The sequence below is a fragment of the Streptacidiphilus melanogenes genome (genome assembly GCF_000787835.1).
In the GTDB taxonomy this organism is placed as follows: Bacteria; Actinomycetota; Actinomycetes; order Streptomycetales; family Streptomycetaceae; genus Streptacidiphilus; species Streptacidiphilus melanogenes.
This window is the reverse complement of sequence record NZ_BBPP01000006.1, coordinates 74,352-90,090: the sequence shown is the minus strand read 5'-3', so window position 1 is coordinate 90,090 and position 15,739 is coordinate 74,352. Positions and strand designations below refer to the sequence as shown.

12 protein-coding genes are annotated in these 15,739 nt (G+C 71.4%); 5 read left to right on the top strand and 7 right to left on the bottom strand.

The annotated features are described in order from the left end of the window. Positions 1–68 precede the first annotated feature (68 nt). Positions 69–842, bottom strand: a complete 774-nt coding sequence (locus TR49_RS09125; protein WP_042379281.1) for a VOC family protein — start codon at positions 840–842, stop codon at positions 69–71. A gap of 177 nt (positions 843–1,019) precedes the next feature. On the opposite strand from TR49_RS09125, the gene recD2 reads away from it, so the two are divergent. The 3 genes from recD2 (at position 1,020) to TR49_RS09110 (ending at position 5,857) form a co-directional block, all read left to right on the top strand. Continuing rightward, a complete protein-coding gene (gene recD2, locus TR49_RS09120) occupies positions 1,020–3,239 on the top strand; it encodes an SF1B family DNA helicase RecD2 (protein ID WP_042379529.1) in 2,220 nt (739 codons plus the stop codon). A gap of 167 nt (positions 3,240–3,406) precedes the next feature. Next, positions 3,407–4,696: a citrate synthase gene (locus TR49_RS09115; RefSeq protein WP_042379279.1), complete on the top strand. Its 1,290-nt coding sequence runs from the start codon at positions 3,407–3,409 to the stop codon at positions 4,694–4,696. A gap of 441 nt (positions 4,697–5,137) precedes the next feature. Then, a complete protein-coding gene (locus TR49_RS09110; protein ID WP_042379277.1) occupies positions 5,138–5,857 on the top strand; it encodes an SDR family NAD(P)-dependent oxidoreductase in 720 nt (239 codons plus the stop codon). Positions 5,858–6,006: 149 nt separating this feature from the next. On the opposite strand, the gene TR49_RS09105 is transcribed toward TR49_RS09110, so the two are convergent. The 5 genes from TR49_RS09105 to TR49_RS09085 all read right to left on the bottom strand — a co-directional run bounded on the left by TR49_RS09105 (position 6,007) and on the right by TR49_RS09085 (position 11,315). Beyond that, the gene (locus tag TR49_RS09105) at positions 6,007–8,277 is read right to left on the bottom strand and encodes a heavy metal translocating P-type ATPase (protein WP_042379275.1); all 2,271 of its coding nucleotides are present in this window, start codon (positions 8,275–8,277) and stop codon (positions 6,007–6,009) included. A gap of 44 nt (positions 8,278–8,321) precedes the next feature. Then, positions 8,322–8,537 (bottom strand): heavy-metal-associated domain-containing protein, encoded by a 216-nt coding sequence (locus TR49_RS09100; RefSeq protein WP_042379274.1) that lies wholly within the window; start codon positions 8,535–8,537, stop codon positions 8,322–8,324. 205 nt (positions 8,538–8,742) lie between these two features. After that, positions 8,743–9,546, bottom strand: coding sequence for an SGNH/GDSL hydrolase family protein (locus TR49_RS09095; RefSeq protein WP_042379272.1), 804 nt, complete (start codon positions 9,544–9,546; stop codon positions 8,743–8,745). Positions 9,547–9,727: 181 nt separating this feature from the next. Beyond that, the gene (locus tag TR49_RS09090; protein WP_042379270.1) at positions 9,728–10,153 is read right to left on the bottom strand and encodes a hypothetical protein; all 426 of its coding nucleotides are present in this window, start codon (positions 10,151–10,153) and stop codon (positions 9,728–9,730) included. 151 nt (positions 10,154–10,304) lie between these two features. After that, entirely contained in the window at positions 10,305–11,315 is a 1,011-nt protein-coding gene (locus tag TR49_RS09085; RefSeq protein ID WP_063770056.1) for a PrsW family intramembrane metalloprotease, read from the bottom strand. A gap of 120 nt (positions 11,316–11,435) precedes the next feature. Between TR49_RS09085 and TR49_RS09080 the strand changes: the two genes are divergently transcribed. Further along, positions 11,436–12,596: a PP2C family protein-serine/threonine phosphatase gene (locus TR49_RS09080; RefSeq protein ID WP_152627145.1), complete on the top strand. Its 1,161-nt coding sequence runs from the start codon at positions 11,436–11,438 to the stop codon at positions 12,594–12,596. 29 nt (positions 12,597–12,625) lie between these two features. Here the strand turns inward: TR49_RS09080 and TR49_RS09075 are convergent, their stop codons facing one another. Beyond that, entirely contained in the window at positions 12,626–14,278 is a 1,653-nt protein-coding gene (locus TR49_RS09075; protein ID WP_042379265.1) for an alkaline phosphatase family protein, read from the bottom strand. Between the two features lie 420 nt (positions 14,279–14,698). Here TR49_RS09075 and TR49_RS09070 point away from each other — a divergent pair, with 420 nt between their 5' ends. After that, the gene (locus TR49_RS09070; protein WP_152627144.1) at positions 14,699–15,739 is read left to right on the top strand and encodes a hypothetical protein; all 1,041 of its coding nucleotides are present in this window, start codon (positions 14,699–14,701) and stop codon (positions 15,737–15,739) included.

The following is a 15,739-nucleotide window of genomic DNA, read 5'->3' as shown; positions in this document are numbered from 1 at the left end:
CCGCTTCTTCCCGACACTCCCGATGCTCGCGACGTTCCCGGCGGCCCGGTGAGGAGGCCCGGGGCGTGTCAGCCGGCCGGGGGAGCGCTGGTGATCACCGAGAACATGGAGCCGTGCGGGTCGCGCACGGAGGCCATCCGGCCGACGCCGTCCAGCGAGGCGGGGCCCATCAGCACGGCGCCACCGAGCTCGGCGACCTTGGCGACCGTCGCGTCGCAGTCCGCGACCTCGAAGTAGGGCAGCCACATGGTGACCGTCTCCCCGGGGAAGTGGCCCATCAGACCGCCGAAGGACGACTCCTCGCTGCCCATCGAGGTGACGGTGTAGGTGAACTCGCCCATGTCGTTGTCGGTGAGCGACCAGCCGAAGACGGAGGTGTAGAAGCCGCGGGCGCCCTCGGCGTCGGCGGTGTGCAGCTCCGTCCAGGAGAGGGAGACCGGGACGCCCGCGATGTCGAAGCCCTTGGTCAGCTGCGGCTGCCAGACGGCGAACTCGCCGCCCTGCGGGTCGGTGAACTGGGCCATCCGGCCGAAGCCCATCACGTCGGAGGCCGGGACGCGGACCTTGCCGCCGGCCTGCTCGACAGCACGGACGGCTGCCTCTGCGTCGTCCGTGCCGAAGTAGATCGTCCAGGCCGGGGAGGCGCTCGGGTCCATCAGCGGGCCGACGCCACCGATGCGCTTGCCCCCGCTCCGGTAGAAGCCGTAACCGCCCGCCTCCGGCCCGGCGTCCTCCTTGTCCCATCCGAAGAGGCCGGTGTAGAAGGCGTCGGTGGCCGTGACGTCCGGGCTGCCGAGGTCGATCCAGCGCGGGGTGCCCGGGGTGTACTCGGTACTCAGCATGGGTGCTCCTGTGGGTTGTCTCCGTTGAGCCGTTCCCCAGTCTTCCGCGCCCCACTGACAATTCACCCCCTCCGGGACGGCCGGGGCGTGAACGATTCTTATCGGTCATTTTCGAGCCGATTCGAACGGAAATGAGCGGATCGAGACTTGTCAGCGGCACCCGCTACGGTGCTGCCCATGAACCAACTGGCGGTCGTCGAGGGGGTGCTGGAACGCATCACCTTCGCGAGCGAGGAGACGGGCTGGACGGTGGCCCGTGTCGACACCGGTCGCGGCGGGGGCGAGCTCCTCACCGTCGTCGGCGCGCTGCTCGGCGCCCAGCCGGGGGAGAGCCTGCGCATGCACGGCCGCTGGGGCAGCCACCCCCAGTACGGCAAGCAGTTCACCGTCGAGAACTACACCACCGTGCTGCCCGCCACCGTCCAGGGCATCCGCCGCTACCTGGGCTCCGGGCTGATCAAGGGCATCGGGCCGCGGCTGGCCGAGCGGATCGTCGACCACTTCGGGCTGGAGACGCTGGACGTCATCGAGACCGAGCCGGCCCGCCTGATCGAGGTGCCCAAGCTCGGGCCCAAGCGCACCAAGCTGATCGCCGCCGCCTGGGAGGAACAGAAGGCGATCAAGGAGGTGATGGTCTTCCTCCAGGGCGTCGGGGTCTCCACCTCGCTCGCCGTGCGCATCTACAAGAACTACGGGGACTCCTCGATCTCCGTGGTGAAGAACGAGCCGTACCGCCTGGCCGCCGACGTGTGGGGCATCGGATTCCTGACCGCGGACCGGCTGGCCCAGGCCGTCGGCATCCCCGAGGACAGCCCGCAGCGGGTCAAGGCCGGGCTCCAGTACGCCCTGTCGCAGTCCTCCGACCAGGGCCACTGCTACCTGCCCGAGGAGCAGCTGATCTCCGACGCGGTCAAGTTGCTCGCCGTGGACACGGGCCTGGTCATCGAGTGCCTGGCCGAGCTGGTCGCCGAGGAGGGCGTGGTCCGCGAGCCGGTCCCCGGGGAGGAGCACGACGAGTCGGGGCACGCGGTGCCGGTCAGTGCGATCTACCTGGTCCCCTTCCACCGGGCGGAGGTCTCCCTGGCCGCCCAGCTCGGGCGCCTGCTGCGCACACCCGAGGACCGGCTGGGCGGCTTCGCCGACGTCGACTGGACCCGGGCGCTGGCGTGGCTGCGCGGACAGACGGGGGCGGATCTCGCGCCCGAGCAGGAGGCGGCTGTCAGGCTCGCGCTGACCAGCAAGGTGGCCGTGCTGACCGGCGGCCCCGGCTGCGGCAAGTCCTTCACCGTCCGGTCGATCGTCACCCTGGCGTTGGCCCGCAAGGCCAAAGTGGTGCTGGCCGCGCCGACGGGGCGGGCCGCCAAGCGGCTCGCCGAGCTGACCGGGGGTGAGGCCGCCACGGTCCACCGGCTGCTGGAGCTCAAGCCGGGCGGGGACGCCGCCTACGACCGCGACCGGCCCCTCGACGCCGACCTGGTCGTGGTCGACGAGGCCTCCATGCTGGATCTGCTGCTGGCCAACAAGCTGGCCAAGGCCGTCCCGCCCGGCGCGCACCTGCTGCTGGTGGGCGACGTGGACCAGCTGCCGTCCGTCGGTGCGGGCGAGGTCCTGCGGGACCTGCTCGCCCCGGGCAGCCCGATCCCGGCCGTCCGGCTGACCAGGATCTTCCGGCAGGCGCAGCAGTCCGGCGTGGTCACCAACGCCCACCGGATCAACGAGGGCGTCCCGCCGCTCACGGTGGGCCTGGCCGACTTCTTCCTCTTCGCCGAGGAGGACACCGAGCGTACGGCCGATCTGACCGTCGACGTGGTCGCCCGCCGCATCCCGAAGCGCTTCGGCCTGGATCCGGGCCGCGACGTGCAGGTGCTGGCCCCGATGCACCGCGGCCCGGCCGGGGCCGGCAACCTGAACACCCTGCTGCAGGCGGCGATCACGCCCGCCCACCCGGACCGGCCCGAGCGCCGCTTCGGCGGGCGGACCTTCCGGGTCGGGGACAAGGTCACCCAGATCCGTAACAACTACGACAAGGGGCGCAACGGCGTCTTCAACGGCACCGTGGGGGTCGTCACCGCGCTGAACCCGGAGGAGCAGCAGCTCACCGTCCGCACCGACGAGGACGAGGACGTCGACTACGACTTCGACGAGCTGGACGAGCTGGCCCACGCCTACGCGGTGACGATCCACCGTTCGCAGGGCAGTGAGTACCCGTGCGTTGTGATCCCTCTCACCACCAGCGCCTGGATGATGCTCCAGCGCAACCTGCTCTACACGGCCGTGACCCGCGCCAGAAAGCTGGTGGTACTGGTCGGCTCCCGCCGGGCGCTCAGCCAGGCCGTTCGGGCGGTCTCCGCAGGTCGCCGACACACGGCTTTGGACCATAGGCTGGCTCGGGGGTAGGTTCCGCTGTCAGAACTTGAAAGCGAATGACCCGATTCTTTGTGACCTTCGGCTCTTTCGAGCCACCCCGCCTGCACAGGTGTAACCCGCCTGGGGGAAGGTAGGAGGGAGTCAGGGCACCCCTTGAACCCTTGAACAGGGTCATTCCGCTGGTGATGAGGGAAGACGTGAGCGACAACTCTGTAGTACTCCGCTACCAGGGCGGCGAGTACGAGTACCCGGTGACCGAGGCCACCGTCGGCAACGGCGGCTTCGACATCTCGAAGCTTCTTGGCCAGACCGGCCTGACCACCCTGGACAACGGCTTCGGCAACACCGCTGCCTGCAAGTCCGCGATCACCTACATCGACGGTGACGCCGGAATCCTGCGCTACCGCGGCTACCCGATCGAGCAGCTGGCCGACCAGGGCACCTTCCTGGAGACCGCCTACCTGCTGATCAACGGCGAGCTGCCCAACGCGGAGCAGCTGCGCATCTTCCAGCACGACATCTCTCAGCACACGCTGCTGCACGAGGACGTCAAGCGCTTCTTCCAGGGCTTCCCCCGGGACGCGCACCCGATGGCCATGCTGTCCTCCGTGGTCAGCGCGCTGTCGACGTTCTACCAGGACAGCCACAACCCGTTCGACGCCGAGCAGCGCTACCTCTCGGCCGTCCGCCTGATCGCCAAGCTGCCGACGATCGCCGCCTACGCCTTCAAGAAGGCCCAGGGCCACCCCTTCGTCTACCCCAAGAACGACCTCGGCTACGTCGAGAACTTCCTGCGGATGACCTTCGCCGTCCCGGCGGAGGAGTACGAGCTCAACCCGGTCGTGGTCAGCGCGCTGGAGAAGCTGCTGATCCTGCACGCGGACCACGAGCAGAACTGCTCCACCTCCACGGTGCGTCTGGTCGGATCCTCGCACGCCAACCTGTTCGCCTCGATCTCGGCCGGCATCAACGCCCTGTGGGGCCCCCTGCACGGCGGCGCCAACCAGGCCGTGCTGGAGATGCTCCAGGGCATCAAGGCCGACGGCGGCGACGTGGACGCCTTCATCCGCAAGGTGAAGAACAAGGAGGACGGCGTCCGCCTGATGGGCTTCGGTCACCGCGTCTACAAGAGCTTCGACCCGCGCGCCCAGATCATCAAGGTCGCGGCCCACGACGTGCTCTCGCAGCTCGGCAAGGCCGACGAGCTGCTGGACATCGCGCTGAAGCTGGAGCAGCACGCCCTGACGGACGACTACTTCGTCTCCCGCAAGCTCTACCCCAACGTGGACTTCTACACCGGCCTGATCTACCGGGCCATGGGCTTCCCGACCAGCATGTTCACCGTGCTGTTCGCGCTGGGCCGACTGCCCGGCTGGATCGCCCACTGGCAGGAGATGATCACAGACCCGACCAACAAGATCGGCCGTCCGCGGCAGATCTACACCGGCGAGGTCATCCGGGACTACGTCCCGATCGAGGCGCGCTGACGCGCCGACTGACGGCGTGAAGCGTTGAACGGGCCCCTGCGGCCGCTACGGCGGCCGCAGGGGCCCGTTCCGTGTCTGCGGCGGTGGGAGCGCTTGCGGCGCACGGCGGGGCGCGGGGGAGGCCGCTCAACCACCCTGATCACGCCCGCGCCGTGCGCTGTCGGCCGCCCAGCGACGGCGGCCGTCCACCGGGATCCGCCGGAACCCCGGCTCTGGAGTTCTAACACAAACTTGGCCGGACGAAGTTACGGTCGGCCGATGTGACGCCACACTCACCAGCTCCGCATATGCCGGTCGGGAGCGGTCCCATCGCCGTTCGTGGTCGCTTGTGTGCCCGCAGTCCCGAATGTCCACGGGGCGGGTCGGGGCGACCCGGTGCGAAGCGGGCGAAAGGACGCGTGGTAGGAATCACGTGAGCTGAGGTATGGAGTGGGGGCGTAGATGGCTAGAAGTGTCGTCGTCACGGGCGGCGGTACCGGGATCGGCTTCGCCGTTGCGCGGCGTTTCGCGGAGGGGGGAGATGTCGTCACCATCGTGGGCCGGCGCAGGGAGGTGCTCGAACGAGCGGCCGCGCAGCTCGGCCCGACGGTGCGCCCGCTCGCCTGCGACCTTGCCGACCCGGACCAGGTCGAGGCGCTGCTCGAGGAACTACCCGCAGCCATCGACGTGTTGGTGAACAACGCGGGCAGCCGGGAGTCCCGGGTCGGGGGCGGCCCGCATGCGCTGGTGGCGCGCTGGCGCGGGGACTTCGAGCGCAACGTGCTGACCGCGGTGCTGCTCACCGAGTCCGTCCGGGACCGCCTGACGCCCGGTCAGGGCCGGGTGGTGACGGTCAGTTCGATCGCGGCGCTGCGGGGCGCCGGTTCCTACGGCGCGTCCAAGGCCGCGCTGCACGCCTGGAACCACTTCCTGGCGGGGCAGTTGGGCCCCAACGGCATCACCGCGAACGTGGTGGCCCCCGGCACGGTGGCGGGCACGGAGTTCTTCGGCGACCGCCTCGACGACGCGGAGGTCGTCCGCCGCGCCGGCCGGACCCTGGTGGGCCGCGTGGGCGAGCCGGGGGACGTGGCGGCGGCGGTCCACTTCCTCGCCTCCCCGGAGGCGGGCTACATCACCGGCGAGATCCTCCACTGCAACGGTGGCGAGCTGCTGGGCAGATGAGCGCCCCACTGCTCGGCCGCGCCGGCACCGGCGCAGGCCTCCCGCAGCGGCATGCCCCGCGGCCGTCGCCACGGTGGCGACCGGGGGGCACCGCGGACGCGGCCCGCCCGGCCGACGGATCGACGCCGGACGGTGGGCGCGAGGGGGCCTCAGGCTGACTCGGCCTGGAAGCGGCGCAGCCGGAGGCTGTTGGTGACGACGAAGACCGAGGAGAAGGCCATGGCCGCCCCCGCGATCATCGGGTTCAGCAGCCCCAGCGCGGCCAGCGGGAGCGCGGCCACGTTGTAGCCGAAGGCCCAGAAGAGGTTGCCCTTGATCGTGGCGAGGGTGCGGCGGGACAGGCGGATGGCGTCCGCCGCCGAGCGCAGGTCTCCCCGGACCAGCGTCAGGTCCGCGGCCTCGATGGCCGCGTCCGTGCCGGTGCCCATGGCGAGGCCCAGGTCGGCCTGGGCCAGCGCGGCCGCGTCGTTGACGCCGTCGCCGACCATGGCGACCGTGCGGCCCTCGGCCTGGAGCCTCGCGATGACTCCGGCCTTGTCCTCCGGGAGCACCTCCGCGATGACCCGGTCGGCGTCGATGCCGACCTCCGCCGCCACCGAATGCGCCACTGCGGCGTTGTCGCCGGTGAGCAGGACGGGGGTGAGTCCCAGCTCGCGCAGGCGGGTGATGGCCTCGGCGCTGGTGGGCTTGGCGCGGTCGGCGACCTCCAGCACGGCGCGGGCGGCGCCGTCCCAGCCCACCAGGACGGCCGTCCGTCCGGCGGCCTCCGCCGCCGCCTTCGCCGCGGCGAGGCGCGCGGGCAGGTGCATGGCCCAGTCGTCCAGCAGCCGCTCCCGGCCGGCGACGACGGCGTGGCCGTCGACGACGCCCTGGACGCCCAGGCCCGGGAGGTTCCGGAAGTCCTCGACCGGGGCGGGGTGTTCGACCGCCGCCGCGACGGCCGCGGCGATCGGGTGCTCGGAGGCGTGCTCGACCGCGGCCGCCAGCCGCAGTGCCTCGGCCTCGTCCACGCCGTCGGCGACGTGCACGCCGACCAGGGCCATCCGGCCGGTGGTGACGGTGCCGGTCTTGTCCAGCACGACGGTGTCGACGCGGCGAGTGCCCTCCAGCACCTCGGGGCCGCGGATCAGGATGCCGAGCTGAGCCCCGCGTCCGGTGCCGACCATGAGGGCGGTCGGGGTGGCCAGGCCCAGGGCGCAGGGGCAGGCGATGATGAGCACGGCCACGGCGGCCGTGAAGGCCTCCGTCGCGCCGTGGCCGCTGGCGAGCCAGGCGACCAGCGTGCCCACCGCGATCAGCAGCACCACGGGGACGAAGACGGCGGAGATCCGGTCGGCGAGCCGCTGCGCGGCGGCCTTGCCGGTCTGGGCCTGCTCGACCAGGGCGGCCATCCGCGCAAGCTGGGTGTCGGACCCCACGCAGGTGGCCTCGACGACCAGCCGACCGCCGGAGTTGACGGTGGCTCCGGTGACGGCGTCGCCCGGACCGACCTCGACGGGCACGGACTCGCCGGTCAGCATCGAGGCGTCGACCGCCGAGTTGCCCTCGACGACGCGGCCGTCCGTCGCGACCTTCTCGCCCGGCCGGACCACGAAGCGGTCGCCGATCGCCAGCTGCGCCACGGGGACGCGCTCCTCGCGGCCTCCGCGCAGCACCGCGACGTCCTTGGCGCCGAGTTCCAGCAGGGCGCGCAGCGCCGATCCCGCGCGGCGCTTGGCGCGGGCCTCCAGATAGCGCCCGAGCAGGATGAAGGCGGTGACACCGGCGGCCGTCTCCAGGTACAGCGCCTGCGAGGCGTTCTGGGAGGAGAGGCTGAAGTCGAAGCCGTGGCGCATGCCCGGCATGCCGGCGTCACCGAAGAAGAGCGCCCAGACCGACCAGCCGAAGGCGGCCAGGGTGCCGACCGAGACGAGGGTGTCCATCGTGGCCGCGCCGTGCCGGGCGTTGGTCCAGGCGGCCCGGTGGAAGGGCAGGCCGCCCCAGACCACGACGGGGGCGGCGAGGGTCAGCGAGAGCCACTGCCAGTTGCGGAACTGCCAGGCCGGGACCATGGCCAGCAGGACCACCGGGATGCTGAGCGCCACCGTGACCAGCAGGCGCCGCCGCAGCCTCGCCGTCTCCTCGTCCGGCGGGGAAGCCGCGTCCGCGTCCTCCTCCGCGGGCGTGGCGACGGCAGGCGGCGGGGGTGGCTCCGCGGTGTAGCCGGCCTTCTCCACCGTGGCGACCAGGTCGGCGACGGCCACGTGCGGGGGGAAGTCGACGCTGGCCTTCTCGGTGGCGTAGTTGACCGTGGCGGAGACGCCCTCCATCCGGTTCAGCTTCTTTTCGATCCTGGCCGCGCAGGAGGCGCAGGTCATGCCGCCGATGGCGAGCTCGATCCGCTGGGCGGCCGGTTCTATGCCCGACGTGGCCGTGGTCATGCCGTTCCCTCCTCGATGGACGTCTTCCCGCTCGGCGACTCGGGTCAGGCGCTGCGGCCGGTGAGCTCGTAGCCGGCCTCGTCGACGGCGGCCCGGACCGTGGCGTCGTCGAGCGGGTGCTCCGATTCGACGGTGACCGTGCCCGCCTTGGCGTCGGCGGAGACCTGGAGCACACCGGGCAGGCCGCCGAGCTCCTCGGAGACCGACTCTTCGCAGTGGCCGCAGGTCATGCCGGAAACGGTGAAGACGGCGGTGGTCATGGCTGCCTCCTGAAGGCTGGCTTACTTGTCGTGTCTTTCGATGATGACAACACCATACCCCCCTAGGGTATGCCGCCATATGGGGGGCGGATGGAAGAAATTCCACCTGTACCGAGAGTAATGTTTCGTCGCTTGGGGTAGCAGAAAGCCCGCCGACCACACCCGAAGGTGTTGCGGCGGGCATGCCGGGGGCGGGCCTCCTGGCCTACAGCAGTTCCAGCTCCGGGCGCTTGGCGACGACGTGGTCGCCGGAGGACTCGCCGCGCAGACGGCGACCGACCCAGGGGAGCAGGAACTCGCGCGCCCACTGGATGTTCTCCCGGCGCAGGTCCGCCGAAGTGTGCGGGGCGGCCGGCGGCCACGGCGACTCCGGGTCCCCGGTCGGCACGCCGAGCGCGCGGGCGGCGAGCTGGGCCACGCGCTCGTGGCCCTCGGGGGAGAGGTGCAGTCGGTCCTCGCTCCAGGCCCGGCGGTCGCGCACGGAACGCAGCGCCCAGACGTCCGCGACGGCGAGGTCGTGCCGGTCCGCGATCGCGCGCAGGTGCGCGTTGTAGGTGGCGATCTTTCCGCGCAGGTGCTTGAGCACCGGGGTGTCCCTGGTGTCGAAGCCCGTGAAGATCAGCACGCGTCCGGCGTGCGGAGTGATCCGGCTGACGGCCTGTTCGAAGCGCTCGGCCACGTCGTCCGGGTCGCTGCCCGGGCGCAGGATGTCGTTGCCGCCGGCGCAGATGCTGACCAGGTCCGCCCGCATCTCCTCGAGCAGTGGCACCTGCTCGGCGGCGATCTGGTCCAGCAGACGGCCGCGCACGGCGAGGTTGGCGTAGCGCAGGTCGTAGTGGCCGGACTCCGTCTGGGGGCGCTGCTCGGCCAGCAGTCGTGCCAGCCGGTCGGCCCACCCGGCGAACCCGCCGTCGGGGCCGGGGTCGTTCAGCCCCTCGGTGAAGCTGTCACCGATGGCCACGTAGGACGTGATCTCTGGGGTCTCCTGGAGTGATCGCGAAGTCGGCATGGCACGATACTTCACCTCATGAAGTGACCTACGCCACCGTAGGTAGGCCTTGACGAAGGTGAGATGAGCCACTTCTCGCGCGGGGGACAGGCGCGGGGGCCAGACGCCCGGTCACGGCTCGGCCGGTGTCGCGTCGTGACGCCACACCGGCCGAGCCGTTCACGCACTCACCGCCGGCAGCTCAGCGGTGGACCTTCAGGATGTGCTGCGAGGACCAGTCGAGCTTCGTCCAGACACCCGCGCGCGGGTGCGACTCCAGGACGAGGCGCAGGTCGTACTCGCCGACCGGGAGGCCGTGCGACGCGAGGGCGTCGAAGCCCACGTGGTGGCCGGAACGGCGGTCCCCCTCGCACAGCGCGGTGTTCCAGGCGCTCCAGCGGCCGTGCACGAGCACGCGCTCCTGCAGGCAGATCTCCCCCGAGGTGGTGCGGTAGTCGTAGCCGGTTCCGGTCACGTGGAAGGCCTGGCCGGTCTTGACGCTGGACGGCGCGCTGATCGAGACGTAGTGCGACGACGCGGCGGACGCGGTGCCCGCGGCGGCCACGGTGCCGGCGAGAGCGCAGGTCGCGACGGCCGCCACGGCGGCGGCGCGCATGGTGGTACGCATGGTGATTCCCCCCAATATGCAGTTGATCGCATGTCGTTGGCGCGAGAGGACCCGCGTGGGGTCCGCAAGCGCTGACGCCGAGGCTACAGAACCGGTTGCCGGCCGGCTCCGGTTTTTTTCACGGGGAGCGCGGGGCCACGGGGAGGGACCGCTACCGGTTCGGCGGATCCGGCGGCCGGTACCAGCGCTGGTGCGGTTCGAGCGGAGGCTGCGGCGGCCGCGGTCGGCGGCGGCGCGGCGGAAGGTCGCCCTCGCGGCGGGCGCGGTGGACGATCAGGCCGAGCCAGCCGAGGCCCAGACAGGACACCAGCACCAGGCCGAGGGTGGAGAAGAGGGCGAACAGCTCCACCTGGTAGCGGGTCGGGTTGGGCAGATAGCCGAGCTCGAAGACGGTCCGCTGCCACCGCGTCTCGGTGAGCCTGCCGACGATCCAGGTGGCGATGCCGTGGGTGGAGTCCCACAGCGCGTGGAGCACGGAGACACCCAGATAGGTGAGCAGCACCCGCAGGTTCAGCCGGAACCGGCCGTCGCCGCGTCGCTCGTGGAACAGCGCCGCGCCCAGGATCGCCGTCCACAGGCCATGGCCGAGGGGCGCCAGGATGCCGCGCAGGATCTCGGTCGAGACCAGGTCCGGCAGCGAGTAGCCGTGCTCGGTCAGCACCGCGGCGAAGGCGTATCCGGCGCTCTCGAAGGCCGCGAAGCCGAAGCCCACCGTCGCGCCGAGCACCAGGCCGTGCCGGACGCCACCCGCGGGGATCCGGCGGGTCAGCAGGATCAGCGCCCAGGCCTTGACCGCCTCCTCGATCAGGCCGACCCCGAGATAGAGCCAGACCGAGGACCTGAGCAGGTAGTACTCGAGCAGTGAGGCGCCCAGCACGCCGATGACCCCGCCCACCGCGAAGCAGGCGACGATCCGGTCGGTGCCCAGGTCCTGGCCGTACCGCTCGTGGGCCCAGACCACGAAGGTGCCCGGTACGAGAAAGCTGCCGAGCAGGACCACGGTCGGCACCAGGTTGCGGTTCCCGGTCCAGTAGGTCACGGTCACGCTGGCCACCCACAGCGCGAGGCCGACCAGGAAGCAGCTGCGCCAACGGTGGGTGCGCAGGTCGGGAAAGGGCGGGCGCTGCGGCGGGCGCGGGGGTGGGGCGGCCGCAGCGGACATGGTGGGGCCTCCAGGCGAGTGGATACATCCCCTTTCTGTCATATTTCCGAATCAGTCGCAGCGCGGTGCGTCACGTGCTCCACACGTGTTGCTTACCGGGCGTTCCGATAAGTTCGGCATGTGAGAAGCACACGGCCCGGCGACCGAGCGGGCCTCCCCGCGTCGTCGGCCGGACTGGCGCTCCACGACGGAGCAGCCCTGCTCGGGCTGCCCATGTGGCAGCGGCTGCTGCCGATCGGCGCGGCGATGGCGGTCGTCTGCGCCGCCGACCTGCTGTCCGGTCAGGACACCTATCTGGCCTCGCTGATGTCCGTGGTCCCGCCGCTGGCCGCGCTGCTGCTGTATCCGCTGGAGGTGGTGGTCAGCAGCTGCCTGGGCCTGGTGCTGATGATCGGGCTCACCCACTACGACGGCCTCGGCGACGCGGAGGCGCGCCGCCTGTTCGAGGGCACCCTGGTGGCCTACGCCGCGCTCACCGTCGCCGCGGTGTTCATCTCGCACGCCCGGATCGTCAGGACACGTCATCTGGTGGCCGTCCGGACGGTCGCCGAGGCGGCCCAGCTCGCCCTGCTGCCGCCGCCCGAACCGCGCGTCGGCCCCGTGCGGGTGGCCGCGCGCTACGTCTCGGCGGCCGACCTGGCCCAGATCGGCGGTGATCTGTACGCCGTGCTCGACACCCCCTACGGCGTGCGCGCGCTGATCGGCGACGTCCGGGGCAAGGGCCTGCCCGCCGTGCGGATGGCGTCCTTGGTGCTGGGCGCCTTCCGCGAGTCCGTCTACGACGAGCCGGAGCTCGCGGGCGTCGCCGCGCGACTGGACCGCAGCGTGGCGCGCCACGCCGCGACGGGCGAGTTCACGACGGCGTTGCTGGTGCAGTTCGAGCCGCCGGACACCGTCGAGCTGGTGCACTGCGGTCACGTCCCGCCGCTGCGCGTCCGCCCGGACGGCACGGCGAGCGTGCTGGAGCCGCCGGACCCCTGGGTCCCGCTCGGTCTGGCCCGCCTGGCCGGGGGCAAGCCCCAGCCCTGGCGCGAACGCCTCGCCTCCGGCGACCGGCTGCTCCTCTACACCGACGGCGTCGCCGAGGCGCGCGACGCGGACGGCGCGTTCTATCCGCTGGCCACCCGCGTCCCCGAGCTGATCCGCTCCGCCTCCCCGGATCTCGGCGCGGGCCTGGCCTCCGTCCACGCGGACGTCACCCGCGCCACCGGCGGCCCCCTGCGCGACGACGCCGCCCTGATGCTCCTCACCTGGGCGGACGACCCACCCACGGAAGCCTGAGCCCGCCCCCGGGGGGCGGGCCGGAGCGGTCAGCGGATCGGGAGGTCCTCGGTGTGCTCCTTGTCGACCGCGACGAGCGAGCTCGGGTCGAGGCCGAGCAGGGTGAGGATGGTCGGGGCGATCTGCTTGGTCTCGACGGGAGCGGTGTCCACGACGTGGTTCGGCGTGAACGCGCCGCTGAGCACCAGCGGGACGTTCAGGTCGTCGGGCTGGGCCCCGCCGTGCTCGGCGATCTTGCCGGTGCCGCCGGTGTACACGACGCCGTACTGGCTGATGCCGAAGACGTCGGGGACGCGCGCGTCGCCGGGCTTCACGCCGAAGTACTTCGCCGCCGCCGCGCCCGCGTAGACCGTGGCGAGGCCGCTGTGGGTGAACGCCTTGGGCGCCTTGTCGATGTCCGTGCCCTTGCCGGACTGCGCCAGCAGGTACGACTTGGCGAAGTCGGTCGCCGCCGGGGAGCGGTCGCTCAGCCAGAGCAGCATGCCGTCGTCGTCGACCGAGTGGACGACAAGGTTGCCGGCGCTCGGGTGGAGCCTCTTCCACGCGGCGTTCAGGCCGGCCAGCAGCGGCCCGTCGTCGATGCGGGTCAGCGCCTTCGGGTCGGTCGGGGACTGGCCGTGCTTGGCGGAGAGGATGATCGTGGTGGTCTTCTCCATGTGGCGCTTGTGCAGCTCGGAGACCATGCGGCCGATCTCGTCGCTGACGAAGTCCAGGTTCTTGACCAGGAGCGGGCCGGGCACGTTGGTCGAGACGTAACCGCCCTTCAGGCCGTCGGAGGAGGGCAGCTTCTGGGCGGTGGAGACCGCCTGGAAGTCCATGCCGAAGATGGACGGCGTGCCGACGCGGTCGGTGTGCTGGTGGTTGAAGCCGTCGATCTCGTTGAGGACGGCCTGCACCTTGTCGTTGTCGTACTGCTCGGTGGCCTTGTTGTCGGTGGTCCAGTCGCTGCCGGCCGGGTAGCCGTTCGCATCGGAGTTGATCTCCGGCGTGAACAGGTCGTCGATGCCGGTCCCGGTGGGGCCGTCGAGGATCTCGTAGGCGGCGTGCTTGTCCGACCAGGCCGTGCGCAGGCCGGCGTTCTGGGCCACCTCGAAGACCGTGTTGGCCAGCAGGTAGGAGTGCGGGTACACCGGCTTGCAGGTCTTCGGGTCGACCGGCAGCTTGCTCGGGTCGATCAGCTTCTGCGGGGAGCCGGTCATCTGGAGGACCGAGCCTGGCAGGCCCGGCAGACCCTCGCCGGCGTCGATGCTGGACTTGTTCCTGTCCAGGTCCTCGGTGAAGTCGACCTCGGCGCCGGGCTTGACGCCCTTGCAGTCGGTGGTGCCCGCCGGCAGCAGCCTGGCGTTCCAGGTGTCGTCGTAGTAGACGCCGGTCAGGCCGGGGTCGCCGCCGGTGAACTGGGCGATCATGCCGGGGAAGCTGTCCGACGGCACGGTGGTACTGGCCTGGGTGTACTGGGTTCCGGTCTCCACCAGGTGGGCCAGCGCCGAGCTCGGGTGCGACGAGACGTACCACTCCAGGTCGGACTGGTGCATGCCGTCGACGGAGAGGACCAGGACGTGGTGCGGCTTGCCGGTCGAGGCGCCCTTCAGCGGGGAGGCCACGGCCTGGGCGAAGAACGCACCGCCGAGCATCCCGAAGGAGCCGAGCACGGCCGCGAGGCGCAGAGTACGTCGGGTCACTGGAACGATTCTCCTCGTTGCGCGCTGTAGCTTGAAATGATCAAGTGGTCTGGGCCAGCGCAACGCCCGCGACATGAGTAGTGGCCCGGGGTTGCCCCGGGTGAGACGGTCGCTGAACAGCGGACGACCGGAGCGGGCCTCTTACCGGCTCCCTACCGTCGAACGGCTGCAGCTCCCCCTTCACCCCCATCGGGTTCCGTCGAGCGCACTCAGATCATATGCGGACGGATTCGGGCCAATGGTTAACGTCAGGCAAGGGACCGGGAAGTTCCGGCTCAGTTTCCCGGGGAGTCTCTTGCCGGTCTCCTGTACGTCTCCCGTGCGTCGGCCGGCCAAGCGGCGGCTTCCCGCCACCGGGTGGTGCGGGCCCGTCCGGTCGGGGGTGGCCGCGCTGTCGGTGAGCCGCCCTATGCTGGCGCGATGGCAGCAGTCGACCCCACCCGCACCAGGCCGCCCGTCGGGCTCGGTCCCCGCAGGTCCGGGGCCGTGCCGCGCGACGCATGGCTGTGCGTCACACTGCTGCTGACGCTGGGTTCGCTGCTGGGCGCCGCGCTCGCCGCGCCCCCGGCCGGGGCGAGCGCCGGGGCGGCCTTCGGTGGGCTGCTCTTCCTCGGCTCCTCCGTGCACGTCGCCAGCAGCGCCTGGTTCTGCACGGTGCCGGAGGTGCGCCGGTTCATGGCCGCCCGACGGGGGCGGTACCTGGCGGCGCCGGTCGGCCTCGTCGTCGGGATGTCGGTGCTGGGCGCCCTGGTCCCGCCCCAACCGTTCGCGCTGCTGCTTCTCGCCTTCTTCGCCTGGCAGTTCTTCCACTTCCAGAAGCAGAACCTGGGCCTGGCCGCGCTCGCCTCAGCCGCCTACGGCACCGGACCGCTGCGCCGGGGCGAGCGCCTCGCCGTCACCGCGTCCGGGGTGTTCGGCACGTTCGGCCTGCTCTGCCACCCGGAGCTGCTGCAGCTCACCGGCTCGGTGCCCGGGCTGACCGCGCTCTTCCCTTTCGCGGCGGCGCTGTTCGCCGCCTCGGTCGGCTACGGCGCGGTGCAGTTGCTGCGCCGCCGCCCCGAGGAGCGGCCGTGGCAGGTGGCGACGCTCTTCGGTACGGCGGTCGGCTTCTTCCTGCCGGTCTTCCTGTTCGACTCCCCGTATGCGGCCGTCGCCGGGCTGACCATGGCGCACGGCTTCCAGTACCTGGTGATGATGGGGCTGGTGGCGGGCGGCGGCCCGGTCGAGCGAATACCGCGACTCATCTCGCTGGCCGTGCTCGTCAACATCGCGCTGCTGCTCGGCCTGCTGCTGAACCTCGCCTCCCACCTGCACAGCGGAGGCCCCGCCGAGCGTGCGCTCTACGGGGCCTACCTGGGCGCGGTGATGGCCCACTTCGTCGTGGACGCCGGCCTGTGGCGGCTCCGCGACGCGTTCCCGCGCGCCTTCCTGCGCGAGAGACTGCCCTACCTGCTGGGCTGA

Coding starts and splice junctions, on each gene's coding strand:
- TR49_RS09125 (WP_042379281.1), bottom strand. CDS start 842: ATGCTGAGTACCGAGTACACCCCGGGCACCCCGCGCTGGATCGACCTC.
- recD2 (WP_042379529.1), top strand. CDS start 1,020: ATGAACCAACTGGCGGTCGTCGAGGGGGTGCTGGAACGCATCACCTTC.
- TR49_RS09110 (WP_042379277.1), top strand. CDS start 5,138: ATGGCTAGAAGTGTCGTCGTCACGGGCGGCGGTACCGGGATCGGCTTC.
- TR49_RS09105 (WP_042379275.1), bottom strand. CDS start 8,277: ATGACCACGGCCACGTCGGGCATAGAACCGGCCGCCCAGCGGATCGAG.
- TR49_RS09100 (WP_042379274.1), bottom strand. CDS start 8,537: ATGACCACCGCCGTCTTCACCGTTTCCGGCATGACCTGCGGCCACTGC.
- TR49_RS09095 (WP_042379272.1), bottom strand. CDS start 9,546: ATGCCGACTTCGCGATCACTCCAGGAGACCCCAGAGATCACGTCCTAC.
- TR49_RS09090 (WP_042379270.1), bottom strand. CDS start 10,153: ATGCGTACCACCATGCGCGCCGCCGCCGTGGCGGCCGTCGCGACCTGC.
- TR49_RS09085 (WP_063770056.1), bottom strand. CDS start 11,315: ATGTCCGCTGCGGCCGCCCCACCCCCGCGCCCGCCGCAGCGCCCGCCC.
- TR49_RS09070 (WP_152627144.1), top strand. CDS start 14,699: ATGGCAGCAGTCGACCCCACCCGCACCAGGCCGCCCGTCGGGCTCGGT.